The organism is Vibrio sp. 661 (assembly GCF_033339315.1).
GTDB lineage: Bacteria > Pseudomonadota > Gammaproteobacteria > Enterobacterales > Vibrionaceae > Vibrio > Vibrio alginolyticus.
The window spans coordinates 106,737-124,666 of the sequence record NZ_JAWOUJ010000006.1 but is presented as its reverse complement, the minus strand read 5'-3'; the positions used below and the strand labels follow the sequence as shown (position 1 = coordinate 124,666).

Annotated in this window: 20 protein-coding genes; 10 read left to right on the top strand and 10 right to left on the bottom strand. The window is 43.3% G+C overall.

From position 1 onward, the window contains the following. Positions 1–57 precede the first annotated feature (57 nt). The 5 genes from R7P69_RS13455 to R7P69_RS13435 are packed head-to-tail and all read right to left on the bottom strand — an operon-like array spanning position 58 to position 4,448. Positions 58–438, bottom strand: coding sequence for an Hpt domain-containing protein (locus tag R7P69_RS13455; RefSeq protein ID WP_005377636.1), 381 nt, complete (start codon positions 436–438; stop codon positions 58–60). A gap of 11 nt (positions 439–449) precedes the next feature. After that, the gene (locus tag R7P69_RS13450; protein ID WP_238952333.1) at positions 450–1,136 is read right to left on the bottom strand and encodes an AAA family ATPase; all 687 of its coding nucleotides are present in this window, start codon (positions 1,134–1,136) and stop codon (positions 450–452) included. Continuing rightward, entirely contained in the window at positions 1,136–3,238 is a 2,103-nt protein-coding gene (locus tag R7P69_RS13445) for an SLBB domain-containing protein (protein ID WP_213893836.1), read from the bottom strand. The genes R7P69_RS13450 and R7P69_RS13445 overlap by 1 nt, the downstream gene beginning before the upstream one ends. Next, positions 3,235–4,101, bottom strand: coding sequence for an OmpA family protein (locus R7P69_RS13440; RefSeq protein WP_213885316.1), 867 nt, complete (start codon positions 4,099–4,101; stop codon positions 3,235–3,237). Before R7P69_RS13440 ends, R7P69_RS13445 begins: the two co-directional genes overlap by 4 nt. Positions 4,102–4,127: 26 nt before the next feature. Then, positions 4,128–4,448, bottom strand: coding sequence for an STAS domain-containing protein (locus R7P69_RS13435; protein WP_017634929.1), 321 nt, complete (start codon positions 4,446–4,448; stop codon positions 4,128–4,130). Positions 4,449–4,870: 422 nt separating this feature from the next. On the opposite strand from R7P69_RS13435, the gene R7P69_RS13430 reads away from it, so the two are divergent. Then, positions 4,871–5,716: a DNA ligase gene (locus tag R7P69_RS13430; RefSeq protein WP_086046755.1), complete on the top strand. Its 846-nt coding sequence runs from the start codon at positions 4,871–4,873 to the stop codon at positions 5,714–5,716. Positions 5,717–5,731: 15 nt separating this feature from the next. On the opposite strand, the gene R7P69_RS13425 is transcribed toward R7P69_RS13430, so the two are convergent. Further along, positions 5,732–6,730: a DUF3080 domain-containing protein gene (locus R7P69_RS13425; protein ID WP_206954080.1), complete on the bottom strand. Its 999-nt coding sequence runs from the start codon at positions 6,728–6,730 to the stop codon at positions 5,732–5,734. A 133-nt stretch (positions 6,731–6,863) separates the two neighbouring features. Continuing rightward, a complete protein-coding gene (locus R7P69_RS13420; protein WP_005377626.1) occupies positions 6,864–8,234 on the bottom strand; it encodes an MATE family efflux transporter in 1,371 nt (456 codons plus the stop codon). A gap of 392 nt (positions 8,235–8,626) precedes the next feature. On the opposite strand from R7P69_RS13420, the gene R7P69_RS13415 reads away from it, so the two are divergent. Then, positions 8,627–9,238 carry a riboflavin synthase gene (locus R7P69_RS13415; protein ID WP_005377625.1) on the top strand — a complete coding sequence of 204 codons (612 nt, stop codon included), beginning with the start codon at positions 8,627–8,629 and terminating at the stop codon, positions 9,236–9,238. 75 nt (positions 9,239–9,313) lie between these two features. Here R7P69_RS13415 and R7P69_RS13410 read toward each other — a convergent pair whose 3' ends face one another. Together R7P69_RS13410 and R7P69_RS13405 are read right to left on the bottom strand one after the other, a co-directional pair. Beyond that, entirely contained in the window at positions 9,314–9,508 is a 195-nt protein-coding gene (locus tag R7P69_RS13410; protein WP_017634925.1) for a CPXCG motif-containing cysteine-rich protein, read from the bottom strand. Between the two features lie 253 nt (positions 9,509–9,761). Beyond that, a complete protein-coding gene (locus R7P69_RS13405) occupies positions 9,762–10,628 on the bottom strand; it encodes a fructosamine kinase family protein (protein ID WP_005377623.1) in 867 nt (288 codons plus the stop codon). Between the two features lie 224 nt (positions 10,629–10,852). On the opposite strand from R7P69_RS13405, the gene R7P69_RS13400 reads away from it, so the two are divergent. The 3 genes from R7P69_RS13400 to R7P69_RS13390 all read left to right on the top strand — a co-directional run bounded on the left by R7P69_RS13400 (position 10,853) and on the right by R7P69_RS13390 (position 13,324). Further along, positions 10,853–11,827: a response regulator gene (locus R7P69_RS13400; RefSeq protein ID WP_238952351.1), complete on the top strand. Its 975-nt coding sequence runs from the start codon at positions 10,853–10,855 to the stop codon at positions 11,825–11,827. Beyond that, entirely contained in the window at positions 11,827–12,789 is a 963-nt protein-coding gene (locus R7P69_RS13395; RefSeq protein ID WP_025766666.1) for a GGDEF domain-containing protein, read from the top strand. Before R7P69_RS13400 ends, R7P69_RS13395 begins: the two co-directional genes overlap by 1 nt. 190 nt (positions 12,790–12,979) lie before the next feature. Continuing rightward, positions 12,980–13,324 (top strand): DUF3802 family protein, encoded by a 345-nt coding sequence (locus tag R7P69_RS13390; RefSeq protein WP_005377620.1) that lies wholly within the window; start codon positions 12,980–12,982, stop codon positions 13,322–13,324. A 45-nt stretch (positions 13,325–13,369) separates the two neighbouring features. Here the strand turns inward: R7P69_RS13390 and R7P69_RS13385 are convergent, their stop codons facing one another. Then, complete coding sequence (locus R7P69_RS13385; protein ID WP_025766665.1) at positions 13,370–13,864, bottom strand: NlpC/P60 family protein; 495 nt, start codon at positions 13,862–13,864, stop codon at positions 13,370–13,372. Positions 13,865–13,998: 134 nt separating this feature from the next. Between R7P69_RS13385 and R7P69_RS13380 the strand changes: the two genes are divergently transcribed. From R7P69_RS13380 to R7P69_RS13360, 5 genes are all read left to right on the top strand, one after another. After that, positions 13,999–16,017 (top strand): methyl-accepting chemotaxis protein, encoded by a 2,019-nt coding sequence (locus R7P69_RS13380; RefSeq protein ID WP_025766664.1) that lies wholly within the window; start codon positions 13,999–14,001, stop codon positions 16,015–16,017. A 207-nt stretch (positions 16,018–16,224) separates the two neighbouring features. Beyond that, complete coding sequence (locus R7P69_RS13375; RefSeq protein ID WP_238952334.1) at positions 16,225–16,644, top strand: NUDIX domain-containing protein; 420 nt, start codon at positions 16,225–16,227, stop codon at positions 16,642–16,644. Beyond that, positions 16,634–17,047: an NUDIX hydrolase gene (locus tag R7P69_RS13370; protein WP_053307087.1), complete on the top strand. Its 414-nt coding sequence runs from the start codon at positions 16,634–16,636 to the stop codon at positions 17,045–17,047. Before R7P69_RS13375 ends, R7P69_RS13370 begins: the two co-directional genes overlap by 11 nt. Positions 17,048–17,245: 198 nt before the next feature. Beyond that, positions 17,246–17,626, top strand: coding sequence for a hypothetical protein (locus R7P69_RS13365; RefSeq protein ID WP_053307088.1), 381 nt, complete (start codon positions 17,246–17,248; stop codon positions 17,624–17,626). 48 nt (positions 17,627–17,674) lie between these two features. Beyond that, complete coding sequence (locus tag R7P69_RS13360; RefSeq protein WP_005389537.1) at positions 17,675–17,893, top strand: hypothetical protein; 219 nt, start codon at positions 17,675–17,677, stop codon at positions 17,891–17,893. Positions 17,894–17,930: the final 37 nt, after the last annotated feature.

Below are 17,930 nucleotides of genomic sequence, written 5' to 3'. Positions count from 1 at the left end.
ATGTCGGCATCGCGCTTTATCAAACGCGATGCTTCGCTAGGGAGTAAGACACTGATACTACTCAAACCCTTGAGCTTTTCGCTTTTCTAACGCATCAAACGATTCATTGGCGAGTTGCGGAAGTGTTTCACAAAGCTCCAATGCTTTTGGTATTTTTCCTTCGACACAGTACTTCTCAATCATTCTTGCTTGTCTTGAAAGCGTTCGATTGCCTAAAGCGAGAGCAGAACTGCCCAGTGTGTGAACCTCGAACTCTAATGTTTGAAGGTCTTTTGTGCTTAATGCTTGCTCTATTTTCTCCATGCGATCGCGTGACTCTTCGACATAGTGATCAATCAAGGTAGGGATGATTTCGGCGCACGTATCTTTGATCATTTGCTGAAGAATATGCTCATCCACTAATTCTTGCTCGATAGTCAATGTATTATTTATCGTCATAATAGCGCTCCCTATAACATAAACAGTTCGCTTTTTTTAATTTGCTGAGACAGTTTTTCTTTCCACTTTTTTGGTAAGAAACGCAGCTTGGAAACTTGGCGGATTAACTCATCTTTCAGGCTTGGTGTATGCTTCATGTTCAAGACAGAACCAATCAAGTTCGCATCGCTAGCATCGAGTAGCTTTTTGGCTTGCTCGAGCTGGGTTGCAGTCGTAGAACCATAATGCGCTACTAACAAAGTAGCATCACATACGCCAGCAATCACTTGAGGCGCAATATTGCTTCGGTTGACACTGAGAAGTGGTGATGTATCTATCACGACGCGCTCGTACTGCGTTAACCATTGTGCAATGTTTCGTTTCAGCATTGTTGGGTCTCGGTACGCTAACTGAGTGCTGGTGAGAGATGGAGCAGGGAGGCCGACTAAAGTTTGATGTGTATTCTCTCGTGTGATCAAATGGCCAACCTTCTCGTCATCATCAAATTCGTGAACAGTGTGATAAGCGGGTTTGAATAAGTTAAGGTCTACATACAAAGTATTGTGGCCTGCTAAAACCAAGCGCTCTGCAAGAGATGACGCCACGGAAGTGACACCATCTTCAGATTTACAACCCACAACACAAATCGTTTTGTGGCCTTTCTGTTCACTCTGAAGATAAATTTGTTCAATCTCAGCGTGAGTTGCAGGAATAGTCATTACAACGCTCCTATTAACACGATGGTTGTGGTGATTTGTAAAATATCTCTTAATCCGGCCCTAGCTTTTTCAACAAAGCTTTCGTCTTTATGGGGAATGTAAATCGTGTCGCCTGCGCGAATGACTGGCAGCTCATAAATGTTGGCTGTTTTACTAAAGTTCACCAAATCAAATGTTCGGGCTTGGCCCTGGCAGCAAGACATATTGACCACACTGATCTTTTCAAGGTAGGCATTATCAGTTGGTCCTCCTGCTTCCGCTAAGAGATCAAGCACAGTCATGTTGTCATTGAATACGTACCGCCCTGGGTCTCTTACTTCACCTAATACGCGTACCGTGGATTCTTTTGAACGATCTAACCAGTTTTTGTTTTTTTCTGGAATGTAAATGGTATCACCAGGACGAACGTGGGGCAGAATTGACTCATCGCCTGTTTCAAAGTACATCGATAAATTCAATTTACTCACTTTGGCATAACCTAGGCCTCGGTGTGTGACACGAATGTTGTGAATATCTGCATCCATTGTCGGTCCATCGGCGGCAGACAAAATATCCAGAAAATGCATATCTTCGGTGAAACGATAGCGCCCAGGTGCATTGATTTGCCCGAAAACGTATATCGATGCGTCAGAGCTTTGGCTTACCCATTGCGATTTATTATCGGATGGGTCGTCAGGCAATGCATGTACCCTTACGACTGTACCAGCGGAAACTTGAGGTAGGCTTGATGTTGGTGAGCCATCCAGAATGTATTGGTCTAAGTCAAATTGTGTCATTTGACCGTTATTGGCGACTTCAATTTTGGTGGTATCAGCTCGTCGAGTTGGGCCTCCAACGTGTGCAAGCAGATCAATCAAATCCATTTCGTCTGACCACTCGATGCGTCCAGGGCGAACAACTTCTCCCATCACTGCGACCGCTCGACTAGGTGCTACTTTTAACCAAGACTTCTCATTGAAATCGGTTTTCTCCGGTACGAAAATCGCGTCTCCTGGTCCAACATTTGGTGGTCTGGCTGAAGATAGTCCTTCTGTATGCGCGGTAAGATCGAATTTGATGACTTTGCCATCGGCTTTTATAACGCGAATTTGGCGAGATTCTGCGTAGCGAGTGGGCCCGCCAGCGTTGGCGAGGATATCCATGAAGCTAGCGCCTTGCTTGCCTTCGTATGCCCCAGGATGGGCGACTTCACCCATCACGTAAACCACATTTGCACCTGCTTTGATTTCTTCTTCCTGTTTTGGGACAAAGATGGTGGCACCTGGCAGGATCTCTGGCAGTAGGCTTTGGTCTCCAGTATCAAGGTACTTTTTCAGGTTAAACATGGTTGGGTTATTGTTTGTTATCACGCGAATTTGCTCAACACTGGCATATCGTGTCACGCCGCCAGCTCGCATTACGACATCAACTAGCGTGGTGTTTGGCTTGTATGAGAACGAGCCAGGTGCGTTGACTTCACCAAAGACTTTGATTGCACGAGCGGAATCTGCGCTGTCACCTGAATTCGCGAGTTTTGCTGCATCAAACTCTTGCTCAATATTCCCTACGAGTGGGGAAGCGGGGACAAATAAGACATCCAGTGATTCTAGTTTTGGCAGTTGGCTATTGTCACCCGTATCAAGGAAGCGTTTGTAGTCAAATTCAATGTTTTTATTTCCACGTTTCACGATCATTTTATCAAGCTGAGCCCCAGCGCGCAGGCCGCCAGCTTCGTACACAAACATTTGAATGTTGGACCCAGAAGGTAAGGTATATTCACCGGGTTTGACCACGTAGCCTTGAACGGACACTAACAACTGTTGCTGTTTAATAAAAACTCGAGCGTTGTTAACGTCACGATACACGGTCTTTAGCCTGTCGATAATCACGTCTTGGAGTTGTTTTTCATTGTAGCCGGCCACTAATACAGGGCCGACTTCTGGTAAATTAATTCGTCCACGACGATCAACCTGAAACCCTTGGTTTAACGACGCCTCTCCAGGTAAGTTAATCTGTATTAAATCACCGACCTTAACAGTATTGCTCTCATCCGCTATGGAAGAAGGTACCCACGCGACCAAACACAACAACATTAAGAGGATAAATGGTTTCATCGTGTTCATAGCGCGCCTCCTGCCGTTGGGTTGCGGTTTATTGAGGTATCGCTATCTGAATTAGGGCTAATAACCTCGATGCTTACTCGACGATTAGTTAAACGCACGGCGGATGTTTCACCTTCATAGAGTGGCAGGTTATCTCCAACAGATTTGGTAGTGACTCTCTCTGAAGTGATACCAAATACGGTTAGGTAACGCTTTACTTGTTCCGCACGCGCTTGAGCAAGTTTCTGGTTGTAATCGGGTGTTCCAGTTGCATCCGCATGCCCCGTTACTACAAGAGATAGGTTGGGGTGGTCACGTAAAATGTAGGCAGCTTCTGCCAAATGTCCCATGTACTTCGGGTTGATTTCTGCTGAATCGACAGCAAACTGGTTGTCGATATTAAGTAGTGCATAGATATCCGCGACTATGTTTAGGTCGCTACGTAGTGCTTCAATATCATCGGGCGGTGTGCAAGTGGTTTGGCTCAGTACGTAGTCGAGTTGTTGTTCGAGCTGGTTTAAGCGTCGACGCTGAATCACAAGGTCGTTGGCAGCGTCGAGTAAAAGCCCACCTTCTAACTCGCGCGCAATTCTATTTTGTTTTTCAAGGGCCTGAACAACTGCCGCAGGAAAACACCAGCGCGCGCCCTCTTGGATTAGTGCGTCTAGATGTAACTTGGTCAGTTGCCAATCAAACCTTAACCCATGTTCTGGACCTAAAGGCTCGTCAGGCATCACTGGGGAAAACTGATAATTCTCGATCGAGATATCTTGATAGCTTTCCGCCAAGCCACCTTTTCCGTGTTCTGGGTAGTCAAACGACGAACAACCAAACATGCCGACAACAAGACCGCTTAATGCATATCGTCGTATAAGATTTACCATGCCAACCTCCGTTTAAACCGGTATTTTTAGTGTCCTTTTGAGTTAACGGGAATGGCATGGTTGATACGAAGCAAGCTCATGATTTCTAAAGGTTGGCCTGATACGTTTTCAATACTCATGCTTCTTTCACGTTCAACTAGACGCTTATATAAGTAAACAATGGCACCAATCCCTGAAGAATCAAGAAATTGGACGTGCTGTAGGTTAATTTCGACTTCTTTGTGATGATTGTTGTGAATTACCTCATCAATGTGATGTTGTGCTTGTCGACAGCCGCTTGCATCTAAGTCACCAAAAAACTCAATGGCTAACTTGTCTTGATTGATTTCTAGTTTGCGTAATTCCATGACTCTGTCTCCGTTTGTTTTTCTAATTGGATATAGAGCAGGTAACGTGCCAATTTGAAATTAATTAAAAATCAAATAGTTAAATATTGTTAATGATATTGTTCAATTTGAGAAAGGACTGATTCTCAAATTGAGAATCAAAAACGCACAGAGAAATGGTTTGCTTATAAGAGGTGTTGAGCCGAAAGAAGTCGTTAGAGCGGGGAGGTTCGTCATGATTAGATTCCAACTCGATTGACGAACCATCCGCCTTACGTGAATAGCGTGTAACGACTAAATGCAAAACCTGTCTAAAGTTTATGATTATCTTTGCAAATTATTACTAATGTTGATTGTTATGAGTCGAAGAATAACTAGTAATAAATAGGTCATCGAGAGGACTTACGTTTCAATAAAGGCGATTTTTTGTACAAGGTCTTCTTATGCCATTAAAAATGACATTAATTGCGCTGGCTGTTATGGCAGCGTCTTCACAGCTTCAAGCGGATACGTCTCTCGCACCACCAGTTTCTCTTGCACAAAGCTATCAGGATGGCATTGATGTGTCTGAATATTGGTATAGCGAAAAACTTGATGGTGTTCGCGCTTATTGGACTGGGCAACATCTCGTGACGAGAAATGGTAATCGAATCTACGCCCCAGATTGGTTTACAGGACCTTTACCTGATTATCCGTTGGACGGTGAACTTTGGGCTGGGAGAGGTAACTTCCATCTTGTTCAGCAAACGGTATTAGATAAAACTCCTGTTGAGTCTGCTTGGCGACACATCGACTTTATGATCTTTGATATGCCATATTCCGCTGGTGATTATCGGAAGCGTTATTACAACATCAAAGATTTAGTGCTTGAAGTCGACCAGCCTCATATCAAATATGTCGAGCACCGAGCCATTCAAAATGAAGCTCATCTGTTCACACAGTTGGATAAAATTTCAATATCCGACGGTGAAGGGGTGATGTTGCGGAAGGTATCAAGCCGCTATCAGGCTGGACGCGGTAGTGATTTGCTTAAACTAAAACGATACGCAGATGATGAAGCGTTAGTTGTGGGTTATAAGCCAGGAACAGGGCGCTTATTAGGTATGATGGGAGCAATGTTAGTTCGCTTACCAAATGGCATTGAGTTTTACATCGGTAGCGGATTTACCGATGAAGTGCGTCGCCAGCCTCCGAAAATTGGTTCAACCATTACATTTAGATATAACGGTTTTACACATACTGGTAAACCACGTTTTGCTCGATTCTTGCGTGAAAGGTTGAAGGAATAGAACGCTCTGCACTTACTAGTTGCCAACGGTTACGCCACATCGTTTGAAGAGACCCTGCCAAAACTGAACGTGGTTTAGGGTTTCTTGCCTAAATGTCCTATGTGCCTCAATGATGCCATACTGGTGACCATGGAGTTGCATACGGTTCTCCACCAAAGTGGCACCATCATTAAGTTGTTGATAGGTACTGTCTAAATAAGCCAAATAAGGTTGCACTTCTTCAACGTAAATGGATTGAAAGACATTTCTTAAGTAGCGGAACTGAGTGGTGTCTCTGTTCGGCCCGCACAATACATTGCTCTGGTTCTGCTCAAGTAGCTGAGTTGTCGCTTTTAACCAAAGGGATGTATTTACCATTGAATAGTAAAGTCGTCCGAGTAAACGAGATTTCTCTAACTCTTCTTGATATTGCGTAACTTCCACATCGGGTAGACGTGAGACCGCGCGGTGGGGTAAATCATACATTTCGCTGAAAATACGATAGACATCGTTAATGCGTGCAATATCATTCGTCGTGTCTTGAGATAGCCAATCAGAGGCAGTTAGTTGCTTTTGCATGGCATCACTTACGAGTAGTAAGTTGTCGAGATGAATGTCTAGATGTTGCCACTTGGTTGAGTAAAGCTCTGTCAATGTAGCACGTTCTTCATCGCTAAGTGGAAATTCGGATAAACATCGATTCATGACTCTTAAAAGGGCAGTTTGATAATCAAAATCATGAAAGGCATCCTGCACCTTTCCTAGTTGTGAGTTTTTCTCAGCAAGTAAATTAAAGAGTCCGCACTGTCGTAATTGATAGCTCTCTAGCAGGCCAATAGATAGCCTTGGCAATGGCTCGAACAAAACACGTTTCGCAGGAATCGTTACCGTAGACTGTAATTCTATTGGAATAGCAGGAACGTCCAATACATTGGCTACACGTTGATGATACTTATCAAACATGGCGTTCTCTGGGTTGAACCAGTTATCACAACCATTAAGAATCAAGATTAAGAACAATAAAATAGACCGCACAAATATCCTTTTTTATAACTTCGTATCCGTTGTTTAGAGAGCAAAATCAACCGCTTCGTAATCTTGTTATAAGTATACTCAACCGTGTGATTATTCGATCAAAAAAGCCAGCGGATGCTGGCTTTTTTACTCTTTATTGAACTGAAAAGTTCAATTGCACTTCTGGCTCTTGGCGATGCATCCAACGCATTCTGACGCCTAACATAAAGGCAGCAGAAGATAGGCCGATGATAAAACCAAGCCAGAAGCCTTGTGCTCCCATTGGCTCAACAATCCAGTCTGTACGGCCAAGGACGTAACCAATTGGGAGCCCAAGAATCCAATAAGCAATAAAAGTACGGTTGAAGATGGCTCGCATGTCTTTATAGCCGCGTAATGCACCAGCTGCGATCACTTGAACCGCATCCGTACATTGATAAACAGCGGCAAACACGAGCAGGTGCATCGCTAGCGTGATTACCTCTGGGTTGCTAGTATAAAGCTCGGCGATCCACTCACGAGACAAGACGGTTAAAATCGCTGTGAGAACGGACAATGCTAGACCAACCATAATGCCGACTCGTGACGCTACGCGCGCGCCATCTACGTTTTCTTCACCAAGTCGATGGCCGACACGAATGCTTACTGCTGCACCAATACTCATTGGTAGCATAAATACCAACGAGGAGAAGTTAATCGCGACTTGATGCGCTGCCACAATGATAGGACCCAGTGGTGAAACGAGCAGCGCAACGACAGCAAACAGTGTAACTTCAAAAAACAGCGCTGCTGCAACAGGAAAGCCGAGTTTGAATAGACGAACTTGCGCTTTCCATTGTGGGCGATGCCATTCTCCAAATAGGTTGATGCTTTTCAATCGCTCTGATGTCATCACATACAGCAATAGCATGGCAAACATGACCCAGTAAACAATCGTGGTTGCTACACCACAGCCAACACCGCCTAATTCAGGTGCACCAAACTTGCCGTACACGAAAATCCAGTTTAGAGGAATGTTGAGCAGCAAACCGATAAAGCCAATCACCATTGCCGGCTTCGTCAATGACATACCATCCGTAAAGCTTCTAAGCGTTTGGAAAAGTAAAAAAGCGGGTACTGCTAATATAACGGCATGAATGTATCCCACCGTTTTTTCAGCCATCAGTGCTTCAACATCCATCAGCCCGAGAATAAACTGGGTTTGAAGCAGGACTGCAATTATCGGCACACTGATCAGCAATGCCAAAACGACGCCTTGCTGAATTTCAAACGGTATTTTCACTCGACGACCAGAGCCATTTAACTGTGCGACAACAGGGACCAATGCCATTAATAAACCCACCCCAAACAAAATGGATGGTAGCCAAATACTTGAAGCGACAGAAACCGCAGCCATGTCGGTGGCGCTAACGCCGCCAGCCATTACGGTATCAACAAACCCCATACCAGTTTGAGCGACAGATGCGATCAATACCGGGGTCGCCAATTTGATAAGACTTGATGCTTCTTCTTTATAGCGATGCACGAAAAATACTCCAGAGCGGAACAATAAGTTGAAAGAATGAGAGTACTCGAGGGCAAAAGATGTGGTGAACGGATCTGATGGTTGATTTTAGTCACGATAAGGTGAAAAAATGCCTCGGAGAAACTCCGCGCAAATGATAAACAATTGTATGTTTATATTCCATAGCTAGGTAGCTAATAGTCGATAACACTGACTGGACGCTCTCCACGCTAAGGATACGCTTTTACTGAGAACAGCAGCGAATCATGGTAATGTTGAAGCATGCATGAGAACAAACCAGTGTTCATTAAGCCATGGCTTTATCGTCTGCGGTCTTTATTTCCGACCTGTAGCGCAGTGTTTAGGGCTTAGTCTTCGACTACAGTTGGTATTAAATCAATAGGTAAAAAGAAATGTTTACAGGAATAGTTCAGGGTACGGCGAAGGTCGTTAAAATTGATAAAAAAGAACGCTTTCAAACGCACGTTGTCGAGTTAAGCGATGAACTTTGTAAAGGGTTAGAAATTGGTGCATCCGTTGCACACAACGGATGTTGTCTAACTGTGACTAAGATCGAAGGCAACCTTATCAGTTTTGATTTAATGCAAGCGACATTGGCTCTTACTAATTTAGGTCGGCTGGTGGAAGGGGATAGCGTAAACATTGAGCGCGCGGCTAAGTTTGGTGACGAAATAGGCGGGCATAGTATGTCTGGTCATATTAGTTTAACGGCAGATATTGTCGATATCATCGATACGCCCAATAACCGCACGATTTGGTTCCAACTGCCGCAAGAATCAATGAAATATGTATTAGCGAAAGGTTACATTGGTTTAGATGGCTGCTCGCTAACTATTGGTGAAGTTGAAGCGTGTCGTTTTTCGGTACACCTAATTCCAGAAACCTTGCAGCGAACGCTTTTCGGAGTGAGACAAGTAGGGGAGCGTGTTAATATTGAGTTTGATCCTCAGACTCAAGCAATTGTTGATACTGTTGAGCGCGTTCTTGCAGCAAAACAGCTTTAGAATGAGAAAAAGGAGCCTAGTGCTCCTTTTTCATTTAAGCGTTTTTATATTTCTGATGTTCACATGCTCGAGCTGTTATTCGTAATTGTCATCGATAAATAGTTCGACCTTATCTTGTAACTCATCCACTCGCATATTTAGGTGGATAGCGTGGCAACAAGCTGGGCAATCATCATAAAACTCTTGGTCACCATTACTTGCATCTAATGTAATGCCGATAGAGTGTCCGCAATGCGGGCACTTTACATACCTTTCGGTATAATTTTTCATACAACAACTCCTAATCTCGCAGGGCTTTTAAACACACTATTCATCAATGAAGTACAGCCCTTTACTTACTTTGCCTACAAGGAAAATAGGCACAATCCAAAGTTAAGTCTCCTTTGATATTAGGCAGAGTTGTTGCTAATTGAGTCGAAATAAGTACAAAACTTAACCCCAAACTCAACCTTGAGCTTAGGGTGATTTTCTGTAGTGATGTGCCTCGAGATTTTACATCTTGAAATATGCAGTGGCTTCCAAATTAATAAGAAATGATTTTATTAATAACCAGTTGAGCCTGTTCCAAGTAATGGCCGCCAAACAAATTACAATGGTTGAGAACATGGTAAAGGTTATAGATATCTTTACGTTCCTCATAGCTTGAAGAAAGTGGCATAACCGATTCGTAGCCTTGATAAAATTCTGGTTGAAATCCACCAAAAAGCTCTGTCATCGCAATATCACACTCCCTGTCCCCCCAATAGCACGCAGGATCGTAACAGATAGGACCGAATGCAGTGAGTGCCGCATTTCCATTCCATAAATCGCCATGCAACAAAGAAGGTTCCGGAGCATGGTTTGCTAGCCGCTGTTTTACGACATCGATAAAGTCATCGATATCAACCAAGGTGACGCCTTTTTCTTTAAGGAGCTGTAATTGCCAACCTATGCGTTGCTCAGCAAAGAATACACACCATTTCTTGTGCCATTTATTGGGCTGTAGAGTCGAACCGAGATAGTTGTCGGTATCAAAACCAAACTCTTTTTGCTCGCCCCACTGGTGTAGGTGAGCTAATTGCTGCCCAAATTTAAAGCTGTTGGGACCATCTTCTAATGGTTTCGTTGGAAGGTAGTTAAGAATTAGGAATGAGGCATTTTTGGTTTTACCAACCAATACCACCTCAGGTACAAATAGGGTGGATGTTTCACGCAAAAGATGCAGGCTTTCAGCTTCTACCTCAAATTTAGACAAAAACTCGCGATCGTTAATTTTCACAAAATAACGTTGCTCGCCATCATTGATCATGTAGCTTTCACTGATATCCCCACCAGACAGCCTTACTTTTTCCGTGATCTGGTAATCGAACAATAAAGTATCAGAAAGCTGTTGCGATATTGCTTGCCACATACAAAACCTCGCGAATCTATTTGACCACCAATAGTTTAGGATAAATAGCAGGGAGTTGGCGCTATGTTGAGCATACTTAGTGAAGAAACCTTCCTCTTAGTGCAGTCAATTTGTATAAATGTGAATCAAATCGCTTATAAGCCTCTGATTTGTTGGCTTAGCATATGGAGATGAACGTTTACAACAGGTATTATGATTTTTTTGACGTTAGTTCCATTGGTGGCATGAAAGTACTGATATGTGATGACTCAGCTGTTGCAAGAAAGCTTATTGCGCGTTCTATCGTACAAGATACATCATTGCATCTTATTGAAGCGCAAGATGGTTATGAGGCGCTTAATATTCTTGCTGAGCAAAATATCGATATTTTGTTTCTCGATTTAACGATGCCCATAATGGATGGTTTTGAGGTCCTCGAATCATTACCTGTTAGTCAGTACCCGACCAAAATCGTCATTATTTCTGGAGATGTTCAACAAGAGGCAAAACAGCGCTGTCTCGATCTTGGTGCTCAAGCTTTTATCGCTAAGCCTCTGACAGAAGAGCAGGTGCTCCCACTATACGAACAATTAGGGCTGCATTATGCGTTCAAACCTAGTCATTCGGTTGATTCTAAAAACCAGGGTTGCGAAGAGCTTTCCTTACTAGCCAAATTCCGTGAAATTGCGAACATTGCCCTTGGTAAAGGGGCTGCGATTATGGCTGACCATTTACATGAGTTCATCCAACTTCCTGTTCCTCATGTTGGACCTTTGTCCTACGGCGAGCTTCATATGACACTGGTTGATGTGGTTGGGCGTGACAGTTCCGTTGCGGTAGCGCAGAGGTTTGTCGGTGGCGGTATTCACGGGGAGGCACTGGTGTGCTTACGTGGTAGGGATATCAATCAGATTGGGGAAAAATTAGGTTACCTCCTTGAGTTTACGCCTCATAATGAAATCATCTTGAATATCTCTAACCTACTGGTTTCGTCATTTCTCACGTCGTTAGGCGATCAACTCGACAAGCAGTTCTCACTTCGTCAGCCAGGCATTGTGGATACCTTAACACCTTATTGTGAAGAGCAAGGCGAGTTGGGTGAGCTCTTTACTATCGAATACACCTACATGGCAGAAGCGCTCGATTTCGAGTGCGAGGTACTGTTTTTAATTGATAAGCCATCCGTAGAAATTATCTATGAAATCATGGAGCTAATCTAATGTCCGATATCACGCTGGACATAGCAGACTTTCATTGGGTCACACAAATTCTCGATACGATGGATTCAGGGCTTATTGTTTTGGATCAAGAGTATAAAGTGTGTGTGTGGAACAGTTTTATGCAGTCATACAGTGGCGTTCTATCACAAGAAATTCTTGGTGAATGTTTATTTGAGCATTTTGAAGAGCTGCCAAGAACTTGGCTAGAAACCAAGATAAAAGCTGCCGCCGATCTGGAAACTCGTTCTTTTTCTAGCTGGGAAAACCGACCGTACCTTTTTAAGTTCAACAATTTTTCTCCGGTTTCAAACAGCAGTGATTTTATGTATCAAGATATCGTGATCACGCCGTTAATTGGGCTTTCAGGAGAGGTCAGCCACATAGCGATTCAAGTCAATGATGTTTCTGAAACTGCGAGAAATCGCATTCATTTGAAAGAAACAAATCAACATTTGTCGGAAATCAGTCGCAAAGATGGTTTAACAGGTTTATTTAATCGCGCTTATTGGGAGCAATCATTGAAAGATGAGTTTGCTCACTTAAAAGTTATCGACGGACCATGCTCATTAGTAATATTCGATATCGACCACTTTAAGAAGGTGAATGATACTTATGGTCACCCGACAGGGGACGAAGTCATTCGTCGAACCTCTGCCTTGTTGAGAAAAACAGCAAGAAGCAGTGACATCTGCGGTCGTTTTGGTGGTGAAGAGTTTACGGTACTACTTCCTCACACAAACCAGGAGCAAGCTTGCTATTTCGCAGAGCGTTTGCGCAAAAGAATTGAGCAAGAGATCGTGAAAGTGGAAGATTTTTTGATTAATTACACGATAAGTATTGGTGTTTGCGAGTATAAGCCTTATTTTGAAACTCACACTCAATGGTTAAAGAGTGCCGATGCTGCGCTGTATCGTGCAAAAGAAAATGGTCGTAACCAAACCTGTTTGCATGAAAATGACTGAAATATAAAAAGGTTTGAAGAAACCCTGTATCCGAATTCAGTGAAGCAAAGCTCAATTGTTTGAAAATCATCCAGTTGGTTCGTGAATGTTTGTTAATATGAAATAAGTTAATGAAATTTTCTCGGCATGTCTTACTATTGAAACTATTCTGCTTTCAGCTTCGAAGGCTTGCAATAAACGGAGAAAAACAGTGGTTTTAGAAACCGATGGATATCTCGCTCTTATCGAGCACTTGTCTCTAAATCTAGATATTTTTACGACCGAAATTGGCGACACTGGATCCGAAAGCATCGAAGATGTTGTCACCGATATGGTGGCTTCAAACATCATGGCGATTTTTGAGCAAAATCCAGAACTTCACTCGAGCGTACGCTTCAAATTGTTGAAAGAGGCTGATGCAGTTGTTGAAGATCTTGGTGAGATATTGGCTGGGGTATGGCATAAAAAAGCGACCAATGAACAGATCACGTTCCTTGATGAATACATCGCTCTGGTCAAAAATCTGTTCGATAATGCTGTTGCGACTTACGACTGATATTGTTTTAACTTACAGCAATGTCCGGTTAAAGAGTGAGAGGAGTTACATTGTAACTCTTCTTATTTGCCAAAACTTAGATGCCCAGTATGGGTTGTCGATTCTTGAAATAATCACACCTCTAGACGTCGATGCATGCATGAACTGCTTGTTACCCAAGTAAATTCCGACATGATAAGTTGTACGTCTTGTTTTAAAAAACACTAGATCCCCTTGCTTGGCATCCGTCCAACTTAACTCCACACCTTGCTTTGATTGCTGCCTCGTTGTCCTTGGTAACGAGAGCTGATAAGCCTCAATAAACGCTTTTTGTACAAATGCTGAGCAATCAATTCCAGATTTCTGTGTCCCGCCTAAGCGATAAGGCGTGCCGTGCCACTCTGTGTAAAAGTCGAACAAGTCAGGGTTGTCCGACAATAGCTGATTTGTAGGTGCTGTCACCTGTGCTTGCTCACTAGGCTCAGGCCCAGAAGAGCAGGCGCTTAGTAGCACACTGATTATCAAAGGAAAATATACTCGACGCAAATCACCACCTGTCATCTCTATGACTCACAACTGAAATATTAGTGTCATAACCAATCCATAGTATGGGCTGCAAATCACGGTTTTGTCTCACAAATGTGACGGAATCACTGCAGAACCGATTCAACCTTAAGAAAGAATAAAAATTGATTATGGCAAAGCGAAAACGCTCACGCACATCACTTTCACTGATTCAGGCTGTCAGTGCAACATTTTTAACTATCATTGCTCTTGTTATAGCCCTTTCTGTCTCAAGTTTCAAAGGAATGGAACAGGTAGGGGAACAATTTGAAGACTTGTCGCAAAAAGCATTACCAATCGCGATGGCAAACGCAAAGTTAACCAGGAATGTATTGGAGATGGTTAAGCTACTCAACCATGGTATGCAGATTACTGAGCCGAAAGAGTTGCCTCTCATAAAAGAGCAAATCGACTCTCTTGCAACTCAAAGCACAACTTTGGTTGTGAAAGCGTCTGGTGTAGCTCAGCAACTCTCGGAGGAGTTAGACACCAAACTAGCGCGTTTACATAACATCACGCAGTCCATTTTGTTGAAGCAATCTTCGGTGATACAAATTCAAATGGATATTGATGCCGCTGTTGGTGGTTTTCGCTATGGGCTTAGCTCTATCGGCCCGGAAATGAATCGAATCAGTTCGTTCCTTAGTGCTGATAATCCTGAGTCGAGCGATGCCGCTAACCGTTTCATTGCTTCTGCAAGCTCAATGGAAAGTACGTTCTTAGTCATGATGATGCACTCAGAATTAAACAAAGCCGAAAAAGAATACCGAGAAATGCGAAATCGCATAGCAGGTATTAAACTCGCCTATGAAGACTTCCAATCTTTCCATCCTGAAGTAAGTGAATATGCAAGCTTAACCGCACCATATGAGATGGTGAAACAAGGCTTTAGTGAAAAGGGCGTGCTGCGTTTGATCCTCGCCAAACTAGAACAAGGGGAATTGCAACGTTCAGAGTTTAAACAGGCTTCGATGCTTGCGGATGAAACCATGCGGTTACTTGATCAAATCTCCCAAACCGCTGGTCAGTTGATCGATGAAAAGGAGCGGGTGGTCAACGAGACCATTGAATCGGTGAGCGTTGTGCTCGTGTTTGCGGCGTGTGTGATTTCTTTTATTATTCTGGTTACTTGGTTTAGTCTCAAGTCATGGACAAACCGAGGGTTAAGGAATGTACTAACGCGTCTTTCAGCACTTACCGAACATGATTTTCGTGACAAGGCAGAAGAAGTTGGCCCCTATGAGCTGAAAGAAGTAGCACGAAAGTTGAATCAAGTAATCGATTCCACACATGACTCCATTCAAACGGTGACGCGCAATTGTGAAACGCTTTATCAGACGGCAGAAGTAAGTCACAGTGCAGCCGAACAAACAAGTGATGGGTTGGCAACACAAAATGAAGCGTTGTCGAGTATGATCACGACCATAACGCAGCTTGAAGCCTCTATTCGTGAAATAGCAATGGTGACAAATGCATCTTCACAGGACTCGCTCCTTGCAACCCAACACACTGAAAAAGGGGTTCAAGTCGTGGAACAAAACCGCGAACGTTTGGAGTCATTAGAAAGCTCTTTGGATGTAAATGAACAGTCAATGTTAGAGCTAGACCAGCGTGTTAAACAGATTCGTGAAATGGTGGATATGATCAGTGGGATCGCGGACAACACCAACTTACTTGCTCTCAACGCGGCAATAGAGGCTGCCCGTGCTGGTGAGCAAGGGCGTGGATTTGCGGTTGTCGCTGATGAAGTTCGCAAACTTGCAAGTGATACCTCTCAACAAACTACGAACATCCGAGAAATGATGAGCGAGCTTATTACTGCCGCAGAGCGTTCGCGTCAAGCAGTCAATGATTCAAGAGAAGAAATGACCCACGCGCTACAGTCCAGCAATGAAGTGAAATCGACATTCTCTGATATCAACCTCGCGGTTAAGTACATTCAAGAACGTGTTGAGCAAATCTCAGTTGCTACAGAAGAACAAGAACGAGCGACGGCAGATGTATCTCAATCCATCACACATATTTCTGATCTTGGCGAACGCACAAAGCTGCAGCTTGAGTCTATGGTTGAGAGTTCTGAGCAAGTGGCGGAAATTGCTGGGCACCAGCAAGCAATGCTGCACAAGTATGAGCTTCATCAGACCAAGTAAATGAGATGTTTCCACCGACTAAAAGCAGAACCTCGGTTCTGCTTTTTTGTTACGGCTACTCATTTAATGGCTCCTATTTGCATTGCAAAAGTGAGTTACATCTCATCTCGTTCATTTCTAAAGGGTTTAGTTATCACAACGTGATGTTAATGCTTTGTTCGAGGGACTCGTTGACTAGAATGTCGCCAGAATTCAAAGGAATGAATCATGCAGTTATCACAAAGAGCCAGCCTCATACTAGTTAATCATCACCAAGAACTTTTGCTTATCCATCGCGTTCGAAACGACAGACAGTATTGGGTTTTCCCTGGCGGCAGTGTTGAAGCAGGTGAGAAACCTGTTGAAGCTGCTAAAAGAGAAGCGCTGGAAGAAACCTCAATAGAACTTGGCTCGGTTAAGAAAGTTTTGGAACTCGAAAATCAAGGTCGCTTAGAAACCTATTTTCTTTCTTATGTAGGGAACTTAAAAGTGAAACTTGGGAGTGGGCCAGAGCAAATCAGAAAATCAGATGTTAATCAGTACCATTTGAAGTGGGTGCGTGTAGAGCAACTTCACTCGATTTCTTTATATCCAGAGAAAGCTAAAGCCTTTTGCTTGAACCATAAGGAGTGGTTTTGTGATCGATAAAGTTTGCCCCGTCGTTCTACGTAATCAAAATCAAGAGATCCTACTTTTTAAACATCCGTTGGCGGGTGTTCAGCTCGTCAAGGGCACTGTTGAAGTGTTTGATGAAAGTTACATCATAGCGGCCAAGCGGGAGCTCGCTGAGGAGTCTGGTATCACACATGTTCGTTCCGCACGATATTTATGCTCATGGGACAGTGGCTTTCAAAATCAAGTATGGCATTTTGTTTTGTGTGAGTGTGCTGACCTCGCTAATTCATGGCTGTTTCATACGCAAGACGATGGTGGACATGATTTCGCGTTCTTCTGGCACGATGTCGAGAGCGGCCTTCCCGCGAATGCACATACTGTGTTTCAGCGCGGGCTGGAAAAGGTACGAGAGTTGATAAACCAAGGCGTGATTTAAAGGAGGATTCTGTCGTTGCATTGGCGGATTTGGGACAATGACAAAGCAAACACTATGCTAAATAAAGAAGGTAGAGCAGCCGTTACTGTTCTCATCGTGTTGATAATGGCACTGTCGATCTCAAAAATGGCGATGGGATTACAAATGTTTAAGTGACTTCTATATGCTTTGCTCATTCATTCAGATAAGGAAACGGTAATGGATAAATTCGTCGTGTTTCTCTTATGCCTTTTTATGACAGTTGGCGGAGTGGTTCATCTTTATGACAACATTGTTGGTGGCTTTTTACCTTACGATTTTGCGCCACGCTGGTTGAATATGTATTGGAGCTCGTTGGGGCTGTTAGACTTATTAGCAGCGTACCTATTGGTCAAGCATCGCCGCTCTGGCCTAGTCGTTATGTTATTGATTCTTATAACCAATGTTATCTTTAGTTCCCACGCTCACTATACATTAGAAATATTAGATAACAACGTCGCCCTACAAATGAAGACACTGTTTTTAGGGTTCTCATTTGGGGTATCTATCTGGTTATGGAATGCGCGAAAACATAGTCAATCGCGCCAAATATTTCGTTAATTATTATTTTCACAACACTCGATTAAGGATTGTAAACAGGGACTCGTTATGAACGATTTTAAAGACTTGGCCAGTTTTGCTGGTTTCAGCGTACTGACAGGTTTGAGCTTTGCCACCACTTTCTTCAGCCTTGCTTTTCTATACAGCTCAATAGAGGCACAGCAAGTAATGAACACCAATGCTTTGGCATGTGCAGTGCTTGGTGTTGTTGGTTTATTTGTTGGTATTACTCAGTTAAACAAAAAGCGTCAGCTAGCAGAAAACTAATCTGTTCTTACACATCATGAGGGTGAAGTAGTGTTTA